The organism is Streptomyces sp. CNT372 (genome assembly GCF_000377145.1).
The window spans coordinates 501842-520910 of the sequence record NZ_KB897776.1 but is presented as its reverse complement, the minus strand read 5'-3'; the positions used below and the strand labels follow the sequence as shown (position 1 = coordinate 520910).

Here is a 19069-nt window from a genome sequence, read left to right as displayed (position 1 = left end):
GGTCCCGCCTGCCCCGTCCCGGAGCGGCCCGCCCCGGGACAGGGGTTCTCAAGGGCGTCCGGGCAGGCGGACGCGGGCCTCAGCGGCGTCCGAGCCCCCGGTCGACGGCGGTCATCAGCTCGCCGTCGGCCGTGTCGCCGTCCAGCGACCAGAACATCGCGCCGCCCAGCCCCATCGACCGCACATACGCGGACTTGGTGCGCAGCACCTGGGGGTCGTCGTAGGTCCACAGGGTGGTGCCGTCGAAGATCCACGCGTGCCCGTTCCGCAGATCGCGGTGGATCCTGTACGTGCCGGACCGGGCCAGCTTCTTGAGGGCCTTGTAGTCCTCGTAGCCGTTCGCCCAGGTCGCCGGGGCCGGGCCCGCGGCGGGCTGGTTGAGGCCGTCGCCGCCGCCCGTCACCCCGGTCCAGCCCTGTCCGTAGAACGGCATGCCGACCACCAGCTTGCGCGCCGGAGCGCCCCGGCGCAGCCAGTCGCGGACGGTCTGGTCGACGCTGAAGTCGCCCGGGGCGCGCAGCGCGGACTGCTGGTTGGTGACCGGCTCGCCCGACACATGGAAGTCGTAACCCTGGAGGGTCACGAAGTCCAGGTCCCGCATGATCTTGCGGACTTCGAAGCCGGCGTCGATCTTCTCCGGTGCGGTGGGCACGAAGGCGGTCAGCTCGTAGTGCCTGGGCTTCGGCCTGTGCTTGCCCTTGCCGTCGCCGTGTTCCTGCGCCTTGACCGTCGCGTTCGGCTTCGCCTGCGACTTCGCGTACGCGTCGAGCTGGGAGCGGAACTCGCGGACCAGCGCGGTGAAGTTCTTCTTGTCCTCCGGCCTGAAGACGGTGTCGGTGTCGCCCGCCGAGCCGGGCCACTCCCAGTCGAGGTCGATGCCGTCGAAGAGCCCGGCCGCCGCGCCCTCGCCGCCGCGGGCGCCGTCGACCGGCAGATCGCCCTTGATGTAGAGGTCGATGCAGGAGGAGACCAGGGCCTTGCGGGAGGCGGGGGTGCGGACGGCGTCCGAGAAGTGGGTGGACCAGCTCCAGCCGCCGAGGGAGATCATCACCTTGAGCCCGGGGTGCTTGGCCTTGAGCTCGCGAAGCTGGTTGAAGTTGCCGGCCAGGCGCTGGTCGGGGGTGTCGGCGACACCGTCCACGGAGTCCGCGGCCTCCAGCGGGCGCGCGTAGTCCGCCCAGGCGTCGGCCTCCCCGGGGATGTTGCCGGTGAAGCACTTCCCCTCGGCGCTCACGTTGCCGAAGGCGTAGTTGATGTGGGTGAGCTTGGCGGCCTGGCCGCTGGTGTCCATGTCCTTGACCTGGAAGTCGCGGCCGTAGACGCCCCACTGGGTGAAGTAGCCGACGCGTTTGTAGGCGGGGGCGGAGTGCCGGTCGCCGGGCCGGTCCCCGTGTCGTTCCCCGTGCCGCTCGCCGCCCGTGGCGGCCGCGGCGGGGGCCAGGGTGGCCACGAGGGAGAGGGCGCTGACGGCGACTGCCGTGCGGAGGAGGGTGTTTCGACGCATGGGGCTGGGCTCGTTCCTGTGCGTGTGCCGACGGGGGAGGAGCGAAGTCGTGCGTGCACGCAGGAAGTTATTGGTCTGGACCATTAGGGTCAAGGGGTCGGGCGGAGCGACCGGGCATACCCCGGGTAAACCCCTGCTCACCGGTAAGTCATCACATCGAGTGAAACTGTGGCCCACACTTGCGGTCAACAACCGACGGTTGCCACTCTGTTGCTGTCTGTCAACCTGTTGGGAGTGGCCAGTGACATTCGGTGAGCAGCCCGCCTATCTTCGCGTTGCGAGCGATCTGCGGCAGAAGATCGTGAACGGCGCGCTGCCGCCGCACACCCGGCTGCCGTCGCAGGCGCGCATCCGCCAGGAGTACGGAGTCTCGGACACCGTCGCGCTGGAGGCGCGCAAGGTGCTCATGGCAGAGGGGCTCGTCGAGGGCCGGTCCGGCTCGGGGACGTATGTGCGCGAGCGGCCCGTGCCGCGCCGGGTCGCCCGCACGGGCTTCCGGCCGCCGTCGGGCGCCAGCCCTTTCCGGCAGGAGCAGGCGGACGAGGGGGCTCGCGGCACCTGGGAGTCGAGCAGTGAGCAGGAGGTCGCCGGCCCCGAGATCGCCGGGCGCCTCGGCGTCGAGCTGGGCGACCGCGTGATGCGCACCCGCTACCTCTACCGGGACGCGGGCGAGGCCATGATGATCTCGACCTCCTGGGAGCCGCTGGCGGTCACCGGGCGCACTCCCGTGATGCTCCCCGAGGAGGGGCCGCTCGGCGGCTGCGGTGTGGTCGAGCGGATGGCCGCCATCGACGTCGTCGTGGACAACGTGGTGGAGCAGGTCGGCGCCCGCCCCGGCCTCGCCGAGGAACTGCTCGCGCTCGGCGGGGTGCCGGGCCATGTGGTGATGGTGATCGAGCGGACGTACTACGCCTCCGGGCGCGCGGTCGAGACGGCGGACGTGGTGGTCCCGGCGGACCGCTACCGCGTGGCGTACCACCTCCCGGTGCGCTGAGCCGGGAGCCGGGAGCCAGGAGCCGGGGGCGGGGAGCCGAGAACCGGGGACGGGGGAGGGCGCTGCGGATGGCGCTTCCTCGGCCGTGGAGGGGGCGTATCCAGCCGGATGCGCCCCCTCGTGCTGTCTCTTTGTGAAAACACGTATCCGCTCAGTGAAGGTCAGGCGTACGCTTGGGCATATGCGTAGTGCGGTTTCCCGGCGATGGTTACGGACGCTCGGCACGACCTGGGGAGGGACGCGATGACGGAAGGCGCCGCCGTGCTCCCCTGGCAGGTGGTACGGCAGGACGACAACGGCAACCGGTACCGCGTCGGCCGGTACGCGACCCGGGCCGAAGCGGAACGGATCGCGGACTCCCTCGACGTGCGCGGCCACAAGCAGCTCTACTCGGTCGAACCGGTCGGTCAGCCGGGGCGCTGATCCACCGGCCGGACGGGCCCCTGACGGCCCGTCCCCCGGCCCCTGGCCCGCCCGCCCGTGACTCCGCCCCCGGCCCGTCCGCACCCCCGTGCGTCGGCGCAGTACGCTCCGGCGCATGGACGAGCGTGTGGTGGTGGCCGGTGCCGTGTACGACGACGGGCGGCTGCTCGCCGCCCGTCGGAGCACCCCCGTGGAACTGGCGGGCCGGTGGGAGCTGCCCGGCGGCAAACAGGAGCCGGGGGAGAGCCCCGAGCAGGCCCTGGTGCGCGAACTCCGCGAGGAACTGGACATCGAGACCGAGCCCGTGGAGCGCGTCCCGGGCCAGTGGCCCCTGAAGCCCGGCTATGTCCTCCAGGTGTGGACCGTGCGCATCCTCTCCGGCCGCCCCCGCCCGCTCCAGGAGCACGACGCCGTCCGCTGGCTCGCCCCGCACGAACGGGACGACGTGGACTGGCTCGACCAGGACCGGCCCGCGGTCGCGGAGGCCGTCCGGCTGCTCCTCGCCCGTGCGGAGCCGGGGGAGCGGGCCGACGAGCCCCCGCGCGGCTGACGCCTGCCCTGCGTGCGTCCCCGCGCGGCTGCCGCCTGCCCTGCCTGCGCCCCCGCGCGCCGGGCCCGTCACACCCGTCCCGGCCGTCACGGTACCCACCCAGGTAAAAGGGGTATGTGCATTTTGTCCCCCGAAAAGGGTGTGGGGTCGTGAGCCGTTTGGCGAAGTTCGGCGAAGTCCGGGGAAGTGAGCGGCGTGAGCGACGTGGTCGGCACCGAAGGCGCCTGCGCCGAATGGAGCTTCCCCGCGCGCCCGGGCGCCGTGCGCGCCGCCCGTCACGCCGTACGCGACACCCTGCGGGACTGGGGCGCCGACGACACCGCGCGGGATCTGGTGGTCCTCCTGGTGAGCGAGCTGGTCACCAACTCCCAGCGCTACACGGCGGGACCGGTCGGCGTCCGCCTCGTCCTGCTGGCCGGCCCCGATCCGTCCGCGCCGCCGTCCGCCCTGCGCGTCGAAGTCTCCGACCCCCTCCCGGACCCACCCGTCGCCAAGGCCGCCCGCCCGGAGGACGAAGGGGGCCGCGGCCTGCAACTGGTGGCCTGTTCGGCCCGCCGCTGGGGTACCCGGCGCGGCAGAACGGGCAAGACGGTGTGGTTCGAGCTGGCTCTGACTGGTTAGGAGTCGGGGAGGGACGACGATCACGGAGAACTCGGCCGGAAATGAACGAGACCTCTCTGTGATCGTGAACGCCGTGTCCGCCGGGGCCGTAGTGCTGAATACTGCGGTCATGGCCGGTCCGGTGCGGTGAGCTGGAGGGGACGGTCGCGTGAGCGAGATACCTGGGACGTCGAGCGGCGTCATGTGGCAGAGCAGCCCGCCTGGCTCGATCTACGACTACATCAAGGTCGCATCCTTCTCGATCGGGCCGGACGGGTTGGTCGACCAGTGGAGCCGGCGTGCCGCCGAACTGTTCGGCATCACGTCCGAGCAGGTCAGGGGCAAGGACCCGATCGAGGTCTTCCTCCCCGCCGAACTGCGCACGCGCGGACGGCGCAAGGTCGCCGAGATCCTCGACGGCAAGGAGTGGACGGGCCTGGTCCCGTTCCGCGTCCCCGGCGGCTCCGGCGCCCCCGACGGCGCGCGGCCACCCGGCGGGCGCGGCCGGGCGGTGCACGGACTCGCCGAGATCTACGTCATGCCGAGCGAGGCGGAGGACGGCCGGCAGGCGGCCCTGTGCATCGTGGTCGATGTGCGTGCGCTGCGCAGGATCGAGAGCGATCTCGCCGCTTCACAGGCTATTTTCGGCCAATCCCCATTTGGATTCCTCCTGTTCGGTGCCGATCTGACGGTGCAGCGGGCCAACCGCCGCTTCGCCACCGTCTTCGGCGGCGAGGCCGAGGAGCACCGCGGGCGCACCGTCCACGACTACCTCCAGCGCCCCGAGGCCGAACGCCTGGACGCGGCCCTGCGTCATGTCCTCGCCACCGGGGAGTCCGTCACCGACCTCCAGATCTCCGGCACGGTGGCCGGCAGCAGCGAACGCCGCCACTGGTCGGTCAACCTCTACCGCGTGCACGGCGGATCGGGCCGGCCCGTCGGCGTCGCCGGGCTCGGCACCGATGTCACCCGCCGTCAGATCGCCGCCCGGGAGGCCGCCAACGCCCGCCGGAACCTGGCCCTCCTCAACGAGGCCGGAGCCCGGATCGGCAACTCCCTCGACCTGGAGACCACCGCCCGCGAGCTGCTGGACGTCGCCGTCCCGGGCTTCTGCGACCTCGCCTCCGTCGACCTCTACCAGGGCCTGCTCACCGGGGACGAGGCCCCGCCCGGCCAGTTCGGCTCCGCCCACTCGGAGAGCTACGGCGGCGGCACCGCCGAGCTGCGCCGGGTCGCCTTCGCCAGCGCCGTCTCGGACGCGCCCCTCGTCGCCACCCCGGACTGCGTCGAGAACGGCGCTGCGCCCGCGGCTGTCGGCGAGGTCCACCGCTACCCGTTCAACTCCCCCTGCGCGGACGCCCTGCGCACCGCGAGGGTCCGCTCCCTGCCCGGGGCGGAGGGCAGTCTGGTGCAGTCCGCCCTCGCCGTGCCGATGGTCGCCCACGACACCGTCGTCGGACTGGTCCAGTTCGCGCGGGCCAAGGGCAGCGAGCCGTTCGGCGAGCGCGACCGGGCCCTCGCCGTCGAGCTCGCCTCCCGCGCGGCCGTCTGCATCGACAACGCCCGCCTCTACCGCCGCGAGCACGAACGCGCCCTGATCCTCCAGCGCAGCCTGCTCCCGCCCGGCGACCCCGAGGCCGCCGGACTGGACATCGCCTGCCGCTATCTGCCCGGCACCACCACCACCGAGGTCGGCGGCGACTGGTTCGACGTCATCGAACTCCCCGGCCACCGCACCGCCCTGGTCGTCGGCGACGTCATGGGCCGCGGTCTGCGTGCCGCCGTCGCCATGGGCGAACTCCGCACCGCCGTACGGACCCTGGCCCTGCTCGACCTGGAACCCGCCGAGGTGCTGTCGGCTCTCGACGAGATCGCCCGCGGCCTCGGCGGCCCCGGCACCCCCTCCCAGCTCAGGCGCTCCGGCCCGGCGGGCGGCTCGGCCCCCCGCGGCACCCAGGAGGCCGACCTCGCCGAGGTCTACCTCGCGACCTGCGTCTACGCGGTCTACGACCCGGTCACCCGCCGCTGCACCTTCGCCAACGCGGGCCACCTGCCGCCCGTCCTGGTCGAACCGGGGGACGAAGCGCTGCTCCTGGACGTACCGCCCGGGATGCCCCTCGGCGTCGGCGGCGAACCCTTCGAGGAGGTGGAGGTCGAACTCCCCGAGGGCTCCCTGCTCGCGCTCTACACCGACGGCCTGGTGGAGTCCCGCGACCACCCCCTCGACGAGGGCCTCCAGGCGTTCCGCGCCGCCCTCGGCGACCCGGGCCGCCCCCTGGAGGACGTCTGCGACCACGTCCTCTCCACCCTGGACACCCGCCACGGTGAGGACGACATCGCTCTCCTCATGGCCCGCATCCAGGGCCTGCCCGCCGAGTCGGTGGGCGACTGGCGCCTGCCCCGCGAGCCCCGCTCGGTGGGCCGCGCCCGGGAACTGGCCCGGACCCAGCTCACCGCCTGGGACCTGGACGCCCTGGCCGACACCGTCGAACTCCTCGTCAGCGAACTGGTCACCAACGCGCTCCGCTACGGCGAGGGCGAGATACGGCTGCGGCTGCTGCGGGACCGCACCCTGGTCTGCGAGGTCTGGGACGCGGGCCTGGTCCAGCCCCGCCGCCGGCGTGCCCGCGACACCGACGAGGGCGGCCGCGGCCTCCAGCTGGTGGGCCTGCTCAGCTCCGGCTGGGGCTCCCGGCGGACCCCGCGCGGCAAGACGGTCTGGTTCGAACTGGGCCTGCCCGAGGAGGGCGGCGGGACGGCGGAGCCGACGGTGGACCAGCTCCTGAGCATGTTCTGACGGCCGGTCTTCCGGCGCCCGGCCCTCTGAGGACCGGGCGCCGGAAGACCCGCCTCCCACGCCGGCTTCAGCGCCGCCGGTCTCGCCTCTCACGCCGACTTCAGCGCCGCCAGCCTCGCCTCGATCTCGGCGCCGTCCCCCACCGCGTCCAGCTGCTCGAACTGCGCGTCCAGCGAGGAGGCGGCCAGCTCCTGCGTGCCCAGCGCCCGGGCCTCCTCGCGGCGGACCTTGTCCTCGAAACGGTTCAGCTCGCTGGTCGGGTCCAGGACGTCGATGCTCCGCACCGCGTCCGTCATCCGGTTCTGCGCCTCGGCGGACTTCGCCCGCGCGACCAGTTCGTCCCGCTTCGCCTGGAGCTGGGAGAGCTTCTCCTTCATCTGCTGGAGACCGGACTTGAGCTTCTCGACGACCTCGGTCTGCGAGGCGATCACCGGCTCGGCGGCCCGCGCCTCCTTCTCCGACGCCAGCTGCCGGCCGAGCGCCACCTTCGCCAGGTTGTCGAAGCGGTCGGCGTCCGGGACGCTGCCCGCCGCGCGCAGTTCGTCGGCCTTTCTGCTGGCCGCGAGCGCCTTGCCGCCCCACTCCGCCGCCGCGTCCACGTCCTCCCGGTGGTCCTGCTCCATCAGCCGCAGGTTGCCGATGGTGGTCGCGACGGCCTGCTCGGCGTCGGCGATGTTGTTGCTGTAGTCGCGGATGAGCTGGTCCAGCATCTTCTGCGGGTCCTCCGCCTGGTCGAGGAGCGCGTTGATGTTCGCCCTCGCCAGTTGGGCCACCCGTCCGAGGACGGTCTGCTTGGTCATCGCCACTCTCCCTTGAACCTGGTGAACAGGAGCCTTCGAACCTGGTGAACTGCAGCCTCGTCGGTACGGGCCCGGGGATACGCGGCCGGGGCGGGCGGCTCCGGGGTCAGAAGCGGCCGCCGCCCATCCGGCCCCGTGTGCCCCCGCCGCCGAAGCTGCCGGGACGGCCGCCCCCGAAACCACCGCCGAAGCCGCCGCCGTACCCCCCGCCCCCGCCCCCGCCCCCGCGGCCGCCGAGCATGCCGCCGAGGATGATCCCGCCGAGGACCGCGCCGCCCAGCCCGCCGCCGGGCCCGCCCCGCATCCCGCCGCCGGGGCCGCCGCCGTAACCCCGGACGTCGTTCTCGGCGAGGGTCTGCGCCTCCTGGGCCATCGCGTCGGCCCGCTGCGCCTCCGCCAGAGCGGCCTGGGGATCGCCCCCGGTGCCCGAGCCGTCGCCGCTCAGCGACTCCGCCCGCTCCAGCCGCCGCCGCGCCTCGGCCAGGCGGGTGCGCGCCTCGCTGCCGACCGCGCCCCGGTGGGTGGCGATGTAGTCGGCCGCCGCGTCCACGGCCGCCCGCGCGCCGAACAGCGCCCGGTCCAGCAGGGCCCGGGCCCGCCGGGAACCCTGCTCCCGCTCACGGACCCCGGCCAGCGCCTCGTCGAGGGCGGCGTCCGCCTCCTCCACCCGGCGCAGCGCGTCGATCGGGTCGTACGGCCCCGCCTCCGTCTCCCGCCGTACCTCCCCGGCGACCGTCTCGGCCCGGGCCACCCGCCCCTGGAGGGCCGCCGTGGCCACCCCGTCCGGAGTGCCCTCGAGCACGCCGCGGGCCTCGGCGAGGTCGGCCTCGGTCTCGGTCAGCGCCCCCGGCAGCCGCCCCGCCGCCCCGGCCAGCTCCTGCGCCCGCCGGTCCACGGCGTCCACCAGCAGCACCGCCTGCGCGACGGCCCCCTCGGCGGCCCGCACCTGGACGGCGGCGGTCCCGTGGTCGCCGCTCTCCACGGCCTTGCGCGCCTCGGCCAGCGCCCCGGCCGCGAACTCCAGCCGGCCGGCCGCCTCGTCCACCGCCCCGGCGACGGGCGCGGAGGCGGTCGGGGCGTAGCGCTCGCGCATCACCCCGAGGGCGGCCTCCGCGCTGATCATCCGCCCGGCGGTCTCGTCGTGGGCACTCTGCGCGGCGGCGAGCGCCGCGGGCGCGTTCCGCTCCATGGCGCGCAGCCGGTCGAAGGCCTCGGACTCGGCGTCCAGCCGCCGGTTGGCCTCGGCGCAGCGGGCCAGGATCTCCTCCAGCATCCGCCGCCGGGCCGCCTCGTCCTCCGGGTACGCGTCGTCGAGCTGCTGGCGCAGCCGGAACGCGGCGGTCAGCTCGCCCTGGGCGTGCGCCAGGGCCTCGGTGAACGGGCGGGCCGCCACCTCGCCGAACTGGGCGGTGGCGAAGCCGAGTTCCTCCTGGCTGGTGCGGATCGCGTCGTCCGTGTCGACCAGGGCCCGCCGGGCCCGCCCGTCCAGCTCCGGCAGCGGGGTGGCCGGCGGAGCGCCCCAGCCCTCCTGGCCGCCCCGGGGCGTGGTCCGGGTCTCGGTGCGCCGCCGCCGCTTGGTGTACGTGTACGCGGCGAGCGCGCCCGCCGTGCCGATCACCGCGATGGGCAGCACCAGGTCGCCCGTGCCGGGGCCGGCGTCCCCGCCGCCGCCCGGGTCCGCCTGCCCGGGTGTGACGGCGACCTCCGGCACCGGGCGCCCGGCGAGCACGGCGTCGTACCCGTCGGCCGCCCCGATCGCCGCCCCGGCCCAGTCGTTCTCCCGCAGGGCGGGCTCGATACCGCGCTGCGCCACGGCGGCGAGCTGGGCGTCGGTGAGCCGGGAGCCGTCGGCGACCCAGTAGGCGTACTGCCGGGCGCCGGTGGCGACGGCGAGGAGGACGTCGCTGTCGCCGAGTCCGTTGCGCTCGGCGGTCCGGGCGGCCCACTCGGGGGCGGCCGTTCCGGAGAAGTCGCGGACGTAGACGACGAACAGCTGGAGGCGCTGCCGTTCCCAGAGCAGGTCCAGGGCGGTGGCGACCGCGTCCTCCCGGTCGCCGAGGGCGTCGGTCCGGTCGGTGACCTGGCCCTGCCGGGACAGTTCGACGGGCTCGTCGGCGAGGGCGCCCGGGACGGCGGGCACGAGCAGCCACCACGCCGCCGCCAGCGCCGAGAGCAGGGCCCGCACGGCAGTTCGCGTCACATTCCGGAGGCTAAGCCGGGCTCCGGCGTGCCGCGACCGCACCGGACGGCCCCGGACCACGGCCCGCGACCGTGCACCGGGCCCCTCGGACGGCCCCCCGAAGGGCTGTCCGGGTGAGCTTCCGGGCCGCCCCCGCCGTGTCGGCGCGCGGCGGGCCGGAGCGTCCACTTGAGTGGGGAATCGGTGTGATCATCTCCAAATTCGACGAACCAGGACTAAGAGGTGCAGGCCATGTCCCAGGTCGAGGCCCCCCGCGGGCGGACATGCTCCCGAAGGCTCCGCTCCGTCGCCCTGCTCGCCAGTGGTGTCCTCGCGCTCCCCGCCCTCGCGGCGTGCACCGCCGAGGACGACGGGAGCTCGGCGAAGCCGCCCGCCCAGGACATCGCCCCCGCCGGCCGCGGCGCCACCGCCGACGGCGGCACGGTGCGCTGGGCCGTCGACACGGTGCCCGCCACCCTCAACGCCTTCCAGGCCGACGCGGACGCGACGACCGGCCGGATCGCGGCGGCCACCCTCCCCGCCCTCTTCACCGTCGACGAACGCGGCCGCCCGGTGCGCAACCCGGACTACCTCGAATCGGCCGAGGTCGTCGAGCGCGAGCCCAAGCAGGTCGTCCTCTACAAGATCAACCAGCAGGCGGTCTGGAGCGACGGCCGGGAGATCGGGGCCCCCGACTTCCTCGCCCAGTGGCGCGCCCTCAGCGGCAAGGACTCCGCCTACTGGACCGCCCGCAACGCCGGGTACGAGCGGATCGAGCGGATCGAGCGCGGAACGGACGACCTGGAGGTCAAGGTGACCTTCACCAAGCCCTACGCCGACTGGGAGTCGCTGTTCACCCCCCTCTATCCGAAGGAGGTGACGGCCACCGCCGCCGCCTTCAACGACGGGGCGCGCACCGAGCTCCCGGCGACGGCCGGCCCCTTCCGGATCGAGAAGGTCGACCGGGACGGCGGGGCCACCACCCTGGTCCGCAATCCGCGCTGGTGGGGGGAGCGGGCCAAGCTCGACTCCCTGGTCCTGACCGCCGTCCCGCGCGAGGAGCGGATCGCCGCCCTCACCGCCGGCAAGCTGGACGTCGCGGACATCGACCGCCAGGCGGCGGAACGTATCTCCTATGCCGCCAAGGACGCCGGCCGGGGCGGCAAGCCCCTCGCCCACGGTCCCGGCTCCGACCTCACCCCGTCCGCCGCCCTCCGCTCCTGGGCCCTGGCCCACGGCTCCGACGAGGGTGTGGCGGAGACGGCGCGCGCGGCCCGCGAGCGCACCGCGAAGGCGCAGGCCCGCTACGCCGAGGAGCAGTCGGTGCTCCGGGGCTACCGGGTCCGCAAGTCGCTGGAACCCGCGTACACCCAGCTCGCGATGAACGGCGAGTCCGGCCCGCTGGCCGACGACCGGGTGCGCCGGGCCGTCGCCCGCGCGATCGACCGGGACGAACTGGCCGAGACGGTCCTCGGTCCGCTCGGCCTTCCGGCGCATCCGCCCGGCAGCCACCTCGCCCTGGCCGGCCAGCCCCATTACAAGGACAGCAGCGGTGCCCTCGGCGAGCAGAACACCCAGGAGGCCCAGGCCCTGCTCACCGCGGCCGGCTGGACCCCGGGCGGGGCACTGGAGAAGAAGCCCGCCGAGGCGGCCGGCGCCGAGAAGGACGCCACCGGGAAGAGCGCCTCCGAGGACGCCTCCGAGAAGGACGAGAACAAGGACGAGGACGGCGCCGGGCAGTCCGACAAGCCCGGCGGCGCCGACAACGCCTCCGACGAGGGCCTCTACATCGTGGGCGACGACAAGCCCGCCACCGACACGCGCCTGCGCGAGCACGCCCCCACCGGCACCCGGGTGATCGCCCCGGCCCCGGCCGCCGCCCTCCAGAGCCTCGCCCTGGAGCGCCAGGCCCGCGCCCTGACCGAGAGCGACTCCGGGGCCTCCGAGGACTCCGACAGCACCGCGACCGCGAGGGGACAGGAGAAGGGCGACGGCATGGCCGGCGCCTACGCCCCGCGCGGCACCGCCGCCCCCTCCCCGGCGGCCGCCGGCGGCGCGGTCGGCAAGGACGGCAAGCCCCTGACCCTGCGCTTCGTCCTCCCCTCCGGCCCCGGCTCCGAGCAGGTGCGCTCGGTCGGGACGAAGATCTCCCGGATGCTGGAGCGCATCGGCATCCGGACCGAGGTCACCAAGGTCGCCGACGAGAGCTACTTCAAGGACCACGTCGCCTCCGGCGACTACGACCTGGCCCTCTACTCCTGGCCCGCCAGCGCCTACCCGGCGACCGACGCCCGCCCGATCTACGCCAAGCCCCGGCCGGCCTCGGACGGCTCGCTGCTGGTCGAGCAGAACTACACCCGGGTCGGCACCGACTACATCGACCAGCTCTTCGACCAGGCGGCCGGCGAACTGGACGACAAGGCCGCCCGCGAGCTGATGCACCGGGCCGACGCCCGGATCTGGGCCGCGGCCGGGTCCGTGCCGATCTACCAGCGTCCGGACCTGGTCGCGGTGAAGTCCTCGCTCGCGAACGTCGGGGCCTTCGGTTTCGAGACCCCGCGCTACCAGGACATCGGCTACCGCAAGCCGTCCGGGGGGCCCGAGAAGCCCGCCGGGACGCCGTCCGAGCAGCCCGGGACGGCGACCGGGAGCCCCGCCGGGGAGTCCTCGACGCCGTAGGGCGCGTCCGCCGACCGGCGCGGATCCCGCCCCGAGCGGCCGCCGGATCGGCGCCGGCCCCGCCCCGAGCGGCCGCCGGATCGGCGCCGGCCCCGCCCCGAGCGGCCGGCGGATCGGCGCCGGCCCCGCCCCGAGCGGCCGGCGGATCGGCGCCGGCCCCGCCCCGAGCGGCCGGCGGGTCAGGGCGGACTGCGCTCCGATCCGCCGGCCCGCACCGGGCCCACCGCGCCCCCGGGGCGTGCCGCGGCCCTCCGGGCAGTCGCGGGACCCGCTTGCGCAAGCTCATGACCTGCTCAATTCCCTTGCCCGCCGGCCACGCCGGCGGGCAAGCTCGTACCCGCCTCCCGACCCGGCCCGACCGGCGCCCCTCCCCACCCCGCCCCGGGCGCCCCGGCGTGATCCTCGTCCCATGCCCGCCCGCCCCCGATCGGCCGCGCGGTCCCCTGCGCCGCCGCCCCGTACCATGGGGGGAGCCGTGGCGCGTCCGCCCGGCGGGCGTACGAAGGAACTGACGCCGATTCCCACGATCCGAGAGAAGCGCAAGCCACTCATGCCCACGCGCCATGACATCCGCAACGTCGCCATCGTCGCCCACGTCGACCACGGCAAGACGACCATCGTCGACGCCATGCTCAAGCAGGCGGGAGCCTTCGCCGCGCACCAGCTCGACTCCGTCGACGACCGGATGATGGACTCGAACGACCTGGAGCGTGAGAAGGGCATCACGATCCTCGCCAAGAACACGGCGGTGAAGTACCACCCCAAGGACGGCGGGGCGCCCATCACGATCAACATCATCGACACCCCCGGCCACGCCGACTTCGGCGGCGAGGTCGAGCGCGGTCTGTCGATGGTGGACGCCGTGGTGCTCCTCGTCGACGCCTCCGAGGGCCCGCTGCCGCAGACCCGGTTCGTGCTCCGCAAGGCGCTCCAGGCCCGGATGCCGGTCATCCTCTGCATCAACAAGACGGACCGTCCGGACTCCCGGATCGACGAGGTCGTCAACGAGACCTACGACCTCTTCCTCGACCTGGACGCCGACGAGGACCAGATCGAGTTCCCGATCGTCTACGCCTGCGGCCGTGACGGCGTCGCCTCGCTGACCAAGCCGGAGGACGGCACGGTCCCCGCGGACTCCACCAACCTGGAGCCGTTCTTCTCCACGATCCTGGAGCACGTCCCGGCCCCGACGTACGAGGAGGACGCGCCGCTCCAGGCCCACGTCACCAACCTCGACGCCGACAACTTCCTCGGCCGTATCGCGCTGCTCCGCGTCGAGCAGGGCGAGCTGCGCAAGGGCCAGACGGTCGCGTGGATCAAGCGCGACGGCACGGTGTCCAATGTGCGCATCAGCGAGCTGATGATGACCGAGGCGCTGACCCGCAAGCCGGCCGAGGTGGCCGGCCCGGGTGACATCTGCGCCGTCGCGGGCATCCCCGACATCATGATCGGCGAGACCCTGGCCGACCCGGAGAACCCGGTCGCGCTGCCGCTGATCACGGTCGACGAGCCCGCCATCTCCATGGTGATCGGCACCAACACGTCCCCGCTGGTCGGCCGCGGCGGCACCGGCAAGGGCGCGGACGCCAAGTCCGCGGTCAAGGACCGCAAGGTCACCGCCCGCCAGGTGAAGGACCGTCTGGACCGCGAGCTCATCGGCAACGTCTCGCTGCGCGTCCTGGACACCGAGCGCCCGGACGCCTGGGAGGTGCAGGGCCGCGGTGAGCTGGCGCTGGCCATCCTGGTCGAGCAGATGCGCCGCGAGGGCTTCGAGCTGACCATCGGCAAGCCGCAGGTCGTCACCAAGGACGTCGACGGCAAGGTCCACGAGCCGGTCGAGCGCATGACGATCGACGTGCCCGAGGAGCACATGGGCGCCGTCACCCAGCTCATGGGCGTCCGCAAGGGCCGGATGGACAACATGTCGAACCACGGCTCCGGCTGGGTCCGCATGGAGTTCGTCGTCCCGTCCCGCGGTCTGATCGGCTTCCGTACGGAGTTCCTGACGAACACCCGCGGCACCGGCATCGCGCACTCCATCCACGAGGGCCACGAGCCCTGGTTCGGCGCGCTGCAGACCCGCAACAACGGCTCCCTGGTCGCCGACCGCTCCGGCGCGGTGACGGGCTTCGCGATGACCAACCTCCAGGAGCGCGGCGTCCTCTTCGTCGAGCCGGGCACCGAGGTCTACGAGGGCATGATCGTCGGCGAGAACTCCCGCGCCGACGACATGGACGTGAACATCACCAAGGAGAAGAAGCTCACCAACATGCGCTCCTCCACGGCCGATGTCGCGGAGTCCATCGTCCCGCCGCGCAAGCTCTCCCTGGAGCAGTCCCTGGAGTTCTGCCGCGACGACGAGTGCGTCGAGGTGACCCCGGAGGCCGTGCGCATCCGCAAGGTCGTCCTGGACCAGCGCGAGCGCGCCCGCAGCGCCTCCCGCGCCAAGCACGCCTGACGGAGCGCCAGAAGCCCTGGCGCAGCCACGACGGACGGCCCGGCCCCCCGCGGACACTCGCGGGGGGCCGGGCCGTCCGTCAAAGTGTTTTCCGGCTGACGCGGTGCTCCGAGTGTCCGCATATCGGCCGTCGCTCTCCGGAACATGTGTTAACGGTCCGTTTCGCGGGTGTCTGTCTGTGCTCGCTTTGTCCGGATTTCGGTCCGGCGGGCGCCTCTGATGTTGTCAAAACGAGACCCTTTAAGTGTGGTTTACGGCCCGGACGTACTTAATAGTTGGCTCCATTGAGCTCGGGTCAATGGGTCATGCGCTGTGGGGAGCGCCGACTCACGAGCACACTCGGGGCACTGCCGCAGCGCCGTCAGGGGTGTCGGCGCGTCAGACAGTGCCTCTCTCGTAGTGACAAGTGGACTCATGAGGAGGAACCCATGCGTGGTGCCAAGAGCGCCAAGTGGGTCGCGGGTGCGATAGTCGTCGCTCTGGCCGCGACTGCCTGTGGTGGCAGCGACAGCGGCTCGGACAAGGGCAAGAGCGCTTCGGGCAAGCCCGAGGGCTATGTCTCGATCGACGTCGGCGAGCCGCAGAAGCCGCTGATCCCGGCCGACACCAACGAGAGCCTTGGCTCCTACGTCATCCAGTCGCTCTTCACCCAGCTGCTGGACTTCGACGCCGACGGCAACATCGTGTACACGAACGCCGAGTCGGTCGAGACCGAGGACTCCAAGACCTGGACCGTCAAGCTCAAGCCGGGCTGGAAGTTCCACAACGGCGAGGCTGTCACCGCGCAGTCCTACGTGGACGCCTGGAACTGGTACGCCAACATCAAGAACCAGCAGCAGAACAGCTTCTGGTTCAGCGACATCAAGGGCTACGCCGACGTCCACCCGGAGAAGGGTGACCCGAAGTCCGACAAGATGTCCGGTCTGAAGGTCGTCGACGAGACCACCTTCACGATCGAGCTGTCGGAGAAGGTCCCGTACTTCAACTACAAGCTCGGCTACGCCACCTGGGCTCCGCTGCCCAAGGTCTTCTACGACGACCCGAAGGCGTTCGGTCTGAAGCCGGTCGGCAACGGCCCGTACAAGTTCGAGAAGTGGAACCGCAAGAAGCTCATCCAGGTCGCGGCCTTCGATGAGTACCAGGGCCCGAACAAGGCCCAGAACAAGGGTATCCAGTTCAAGAACTACGCGACCGTCGAGGCCGCGTACCAGGACGTCGTCTCCGGCAACCTGGACATCATCCGCCAGGTCGGCCCGACCGACCTGCCGAAGTACAAGCAGGACCTGGGCGACGGCGCCATCGAGCAGCCGTACGCGGCGATCCAGACCCTCGTGCCGGCGTTCTACACCGACACGTTCAAGGAGATGGACCCGAAGGTCCGCCAGGGCCTGTCCATGGCGATCGACCGTGACACGATCACCAAGACCGTCCTGAACAGCACCCGTGTGCCGGCGACGAGCTTCACCCCGCCGCAGGTCAAGGGCAACCAGGACCTGGGTACGGACGTGTTCACGTACAACCCGGAGAAGGCCAAGCAGCTCGTCACCGAGGGCGGCGGCGTTCCGGGCAACAAGATCACGATCCAGTACAACTCCGACGGTGGCCACAAGGAGTGGGTGACCGCGGTCTGCGAGTCCATCCGCAAGGCGACCGGTGTCGACTGCGTCGGCGACGCCAAGCCGGACTTCGCCACGGACCTCGAGGCCCGTGACAACGACCAGGTGAAGTCGATGTACCGCGGTGGCTGGGTGGCCGACTACCCGGTCAACGTGAACTTCATCAAGGAGCTCTACAACTCCAAGGCCGAGGCGAACAACGGTCGCTTCAAGGACGCCGAGATCGACAAGATGATGGCGGAGGCCGACAAGGCCAACTCCCTGGAAGAGGCCGTGAAGGGCTACCAGGAGGTCGAGAAGAAGCTTCTCGAGAAGATGCCGTCCATCCCGCTCTGGTACTACCGCATCAACGGTGGCCACGGTAAGGGCGTCGACAACGTCAAGGTCGACTTCCACGGTGACCTCGAGCTCACCGGAGTCACCGTCAAGTAACCCTTGGCGGGCCTAATCCCCACTCGGCCATCACCCGCCGCCGTCGGATCTCCGGCGGCGGCGGTCGTCCGGGGGCATTGCGCTGCGCTGGCAATGCCCCCGGACGCGCTAACCCCTCACGGAGGCACCCATGGGGCGCTACGTCGCACGACGACTGCTCCAGATGATCCCGGTGTTCATCGGGTCAACATTTTTGATCTTCGCCATGATGTACGCGCTCCCCGGCGACCCCGTCAGAGCGCTCATGGGAGACCAGGCGTTCGATCCCGCCATCCTCGAAGCGAAGCGGCAGGAACTCGGTCTCGACCTCCCCCTGTGGCACCAGTACCTGAACTACCTCACAGGTCTGTTCCAGGGGGACTTCGGTACGGAGATCGGCAGTGGGCGTCCCATCGCCGACATCATCAGCCAGGCGTTCCCGGTCACGATCAGACTGACGCTCTTCGCGTTCAGCTTCACCGTCGTCGTCGGCATCCTCCTGGGTGTCGTCGCGGGTCTCAAGCCCGAGTCGGTCCGCGACCGCGGCCTGCTGGGCCTCACCCTCGTCCTGATCTCGATGCCCTCCTTCGTGCTGGGCTACCTGATGCAGTACCTGTTCGCCTTCCAGCTCGGCTGGATCACTCCGACCGTTCAGGACTCGGAGAACATGGGCGACCTGCTTCTGCCGGCCATCGTTCTCGGCTCGCTGTCGCTGGCCTACGTCGCCCGCCTGACGCGTACGTCGATGGCGGAGAACCTGCGGTCCGACTACATGCGCACCGCCGTCGCCAAGGGGCTGCCCCGCCGCCGCATCGTCGGTGTCCACCTGATGCGCAACTCGCTCGTCCCCGTGGTCACCTTCCTCGGCACGGACATCGGCAACCTGATGACCGGCGCCATCGTGACCGAGGGCATCTTCAACGTCCAGGGTGTCGGTGACGCCGTGTACGAGGCGCTGTTCCGCCGCGAGGGAGCAACCGTCGTCGGCATCGCCTCGCTGATCGTCCTCGTCTACCTGCTCTGCAGCCTGCTCGTCGACCTGCTCTACGCGGTCCTGGACCCGAGGATCCGGTATGCCTGAGAACACCGCAGCCCCCACCGCGTCCACGGAGGCCGTCAAGGCCACGACCGCCGTCGCGGCGGCGCCCGACGCCGTGAGCACGGCCAAGGCACCCAAGCCCGACAAGGCACGGAGCCTCTGGTCCGACGCCTGGGCCGACCTCCGTCGCAAGCCCCTCTTCCTGATCTCCGCGGGGCTCATCGTCCTGCTGCTGGTCATCGCGGCGTTCCCGAGCCTGTTCACGTCGGCCTCGCCGCGTGACGGCGACCTCGCCAACCACTTCCTCCAGCCGCCGAACTGGACCCACTTCTTCGCCCCCGACTGGCTTGGCTACGACGGCCAGGGACGCTCGATCTACGCCCGTGTCGTCTACGGCGCGCGTGCCTCGATCGTCGTCGGTGTCGGTGTCACGCTGCTCGTGACGGTCATCGGCACGGCTGTCGGCATGCTCGCCGGCTACTTCGGCGGGATCACCGACACCCTCCTTTCGCGCCTCACCGACATCTTCATGGGCATCCCGTTCCTGCTGGGAGCTCTCGTCGTGCTCACCAGCTTCGAGGACCGCGCCATCTGGGTCGTGATCCTCGCCCTGGTGTTCCTGGGGTGGACACAGATCGCCCGTGTGGCCCGTGGTGCGGTGATCACCATCAAGCAGGCCGACTACGTGGTGGCGGCGAAGGCGCTCGGTGCTCCGACCTCGCGCATCCTCATGAAGCACGTGCTGCCCAACGCGCTCGCCCCGATCATCGTCGTCGCGACCATCGCGCTCGGTGGCTACATCGCCGCCGAGGCCACGCTGTCCTTCCTCGGTGTCGGCCTCGCCGACCCGACGGTCTCCTGGGGCGTCGACGTCTCCAGTGGCCGGGAGCAACTGCGCAACGCGCCGTTCGTCCTGATCATCCCCTCGGTGATGGTCTCGATCACGGTGCTCGCGTTCCTCATGTTCGGCGATGCGGTCCGCAACGCCCTCGACCCGAAGATGCGCTGAGGGAGGCGTA

At 72.0% G+C, this 19069-nt stretch carries 13 protein-coding genes; 10 read left to right on the top strand and 3 right to left on the bottom strand.

All coding sequences use genetic code 11. The features are described from left to right. Positions 1 to 79 precede the first annotated feature (79 nt). On the bottom strand, positions 80 to 1504 hold the full coding sequence (locus tag C593_RS0102195; RefSeq protein WP_018845674.1) for a glycoside hydrolase family 18 protein: 1425 nt from the start codon (positions 1502 to 1504) through the stop codon (positions 80 to 82). 241 nt (positions 1505 to 1745) lie between these two features. Between C593_RS0102195 and C593_RS0102190 the strand changes: the two genes are divergently transcribed. The 5 genes from C593_RS0102190 to C593_RS0102170 all read left to right on the top strand — a co-directional run bounded on the left by C593_RS0102190 (position 1746) and on the right by C593_RS0102170 (position 6868). After that, positions 1746 to 2498: a GntR family transcriptional regulator gene (locus C593_RS0102190; RefSeq protein WP_018845673.1), complete on the top strand. Its 753-nt coding sequence runs from the start codon at positions 1746 to 1748 to the stop codon at positions 2496 to 2498. A 243-nt stretch (positions 2499 to 2741) separates the two neighbouring features. Beyond that, positions 2742 to 2921, top strand: a complete 180-nt coding sequence (locus C593_RS0102185) for an SPOR domain-containing protein (RefSeq protein WP_018845672.1) — start codon at positions 2742 to 2744, stop codon at positions 2919 to 2921. Positions 2922 to 3036: 115 nt separating this feature from the next. Next, positions 3037 to 3471, top strand: a complete 435-nt coding sequence (locus tag C593_RS0102180) for a (deoxy)nucleoside triphosphate pyrophosphohydrolase (RefSeq protein ID WP_051093571.1) — start codon at positions 3037 to 3039, stop codon at positions 3469 to 3471. Between the two features lie 195 nt (positions 3472 to 3666). Further along, on the top strand, positions 3667 to 4092 hold the full coding sequence (locus C593_RS0102175; protein ID WP_018845670.1) for an ATP-binding protein: 426 nt from the start codon (positions 3667 to 3669) through the stop codon (positions 4090 to 4092). Positions 4093 to 4240: 148 nt separating this feature from the next. After that, a complete protein-coding gene (locus tag C593_RS0102170) occupies positions 4241 to 6868 on the top strand; it encodes a SpoIIE family protein phosphatase (protein WP_026277272.1) in 2628 nt (875 codons plus the stop codon). An 89-nt stretch (positions 6869 to 6957) separates the two neighbouring features. Here the strand turns inward: C593_RS0102170 and C593_RS0102165 are convergent, their stop codons facing one another. Both C593_RS0102165 and C593_RS0102160 read right to left on the bottom strand, forming a co-directional pair. Next, on the bottom strand, positions 6958 to 7668 hold the full coding sequence (locus C593_RS0102165) for a PspA/IM30 family protein (RefSeq protein ID WP_018845668.1): 711 nt from the start codon (positions 7666 to 7668) through the stop codon (positions 6958 to 6960). A 106-nt stretch (positions 7669 to 7774) separates the two neighbouring features. Then, entirely contained in the window at positions 7775 to 9868 is a 2094-nt protein-coding gene (locus C593_RS0102160; RefSeq protein WP_026277271.1) for a TPM domain-containing protein, read from the bottom strand. Between the two features lie 231 nt (positions 9869 to 10099). Between C593_RS0102160 and C593_RS0102155 the strand changes: the two genes are divergently transcribed. The 5 genes from C593_RS0102155 to C593_RS0102135 all read left to right on the top strand — a co-directional run bounded on the left by C593_RS0102155 (position 10100) and on the right by C593_RS0102135 (position 19059). Then, positions 10100 to 12526 (top strand): ABC transporter substrate-binding protein, encoded by a 2427-nt coding sequence (locus C593_RS0102155; protein WP_037744530.1) that lies wholly within the window; start codon positions 10100 to 10102, stop codon positions 12524 to 12526. 550 nt (positions 12527 to 13076) lie between these two features. Then, positions 13077 to 14984: a translational GTPase TypA gene (typA, locus tag C593_RS0102150; RefSeq protein WP_018845665.1), complete on the top strand. Its 1908-nt coding sequence runs from the start codon at positions 13077 to 13079 to the stop codon at positions 14982 to 14984. A gap of 428 nt (positions 14985 to 15412) precedes the next feature. After that, on the top strand, positions 15413 to 17032 hold the full coding sequence (locus C593_RS0102145; protein WP_018845664.1) for an ABC transporter substrate-binding protein: 1620 nt from the start codon (positions 15413 to 15415) through the stop codon (positions 17030 to 17032). Between the two features lie 130 nt (positions 17033 to 17162). Beyond that, positions 17163 to 18092, top strand: a complete 930-nt coding sequence (locus tag C593_RS0102140) for an ABC transporter permease (protein WP_026277270.1) — start codon at positions 17163 to 17165, stop codon at positions 18090 to 18092. After that, positions 18085 to 19059 (top strand): ABC transporter permease, encoded by a 975-nt coding sequence (locus C593_RS0102135; RefSeq protein WP_018845662.1) that lies wholly within the window; start codon positions 18085 to 18087, stop codon positions 19057 to 19059. The genes C593_RS0102140 and C593_RS0102135 overlap by 8 nt, the downstream gene beginning before the upstream one ends. Positions 19060 to 19069: the final 10 nt, after the last annotated feature.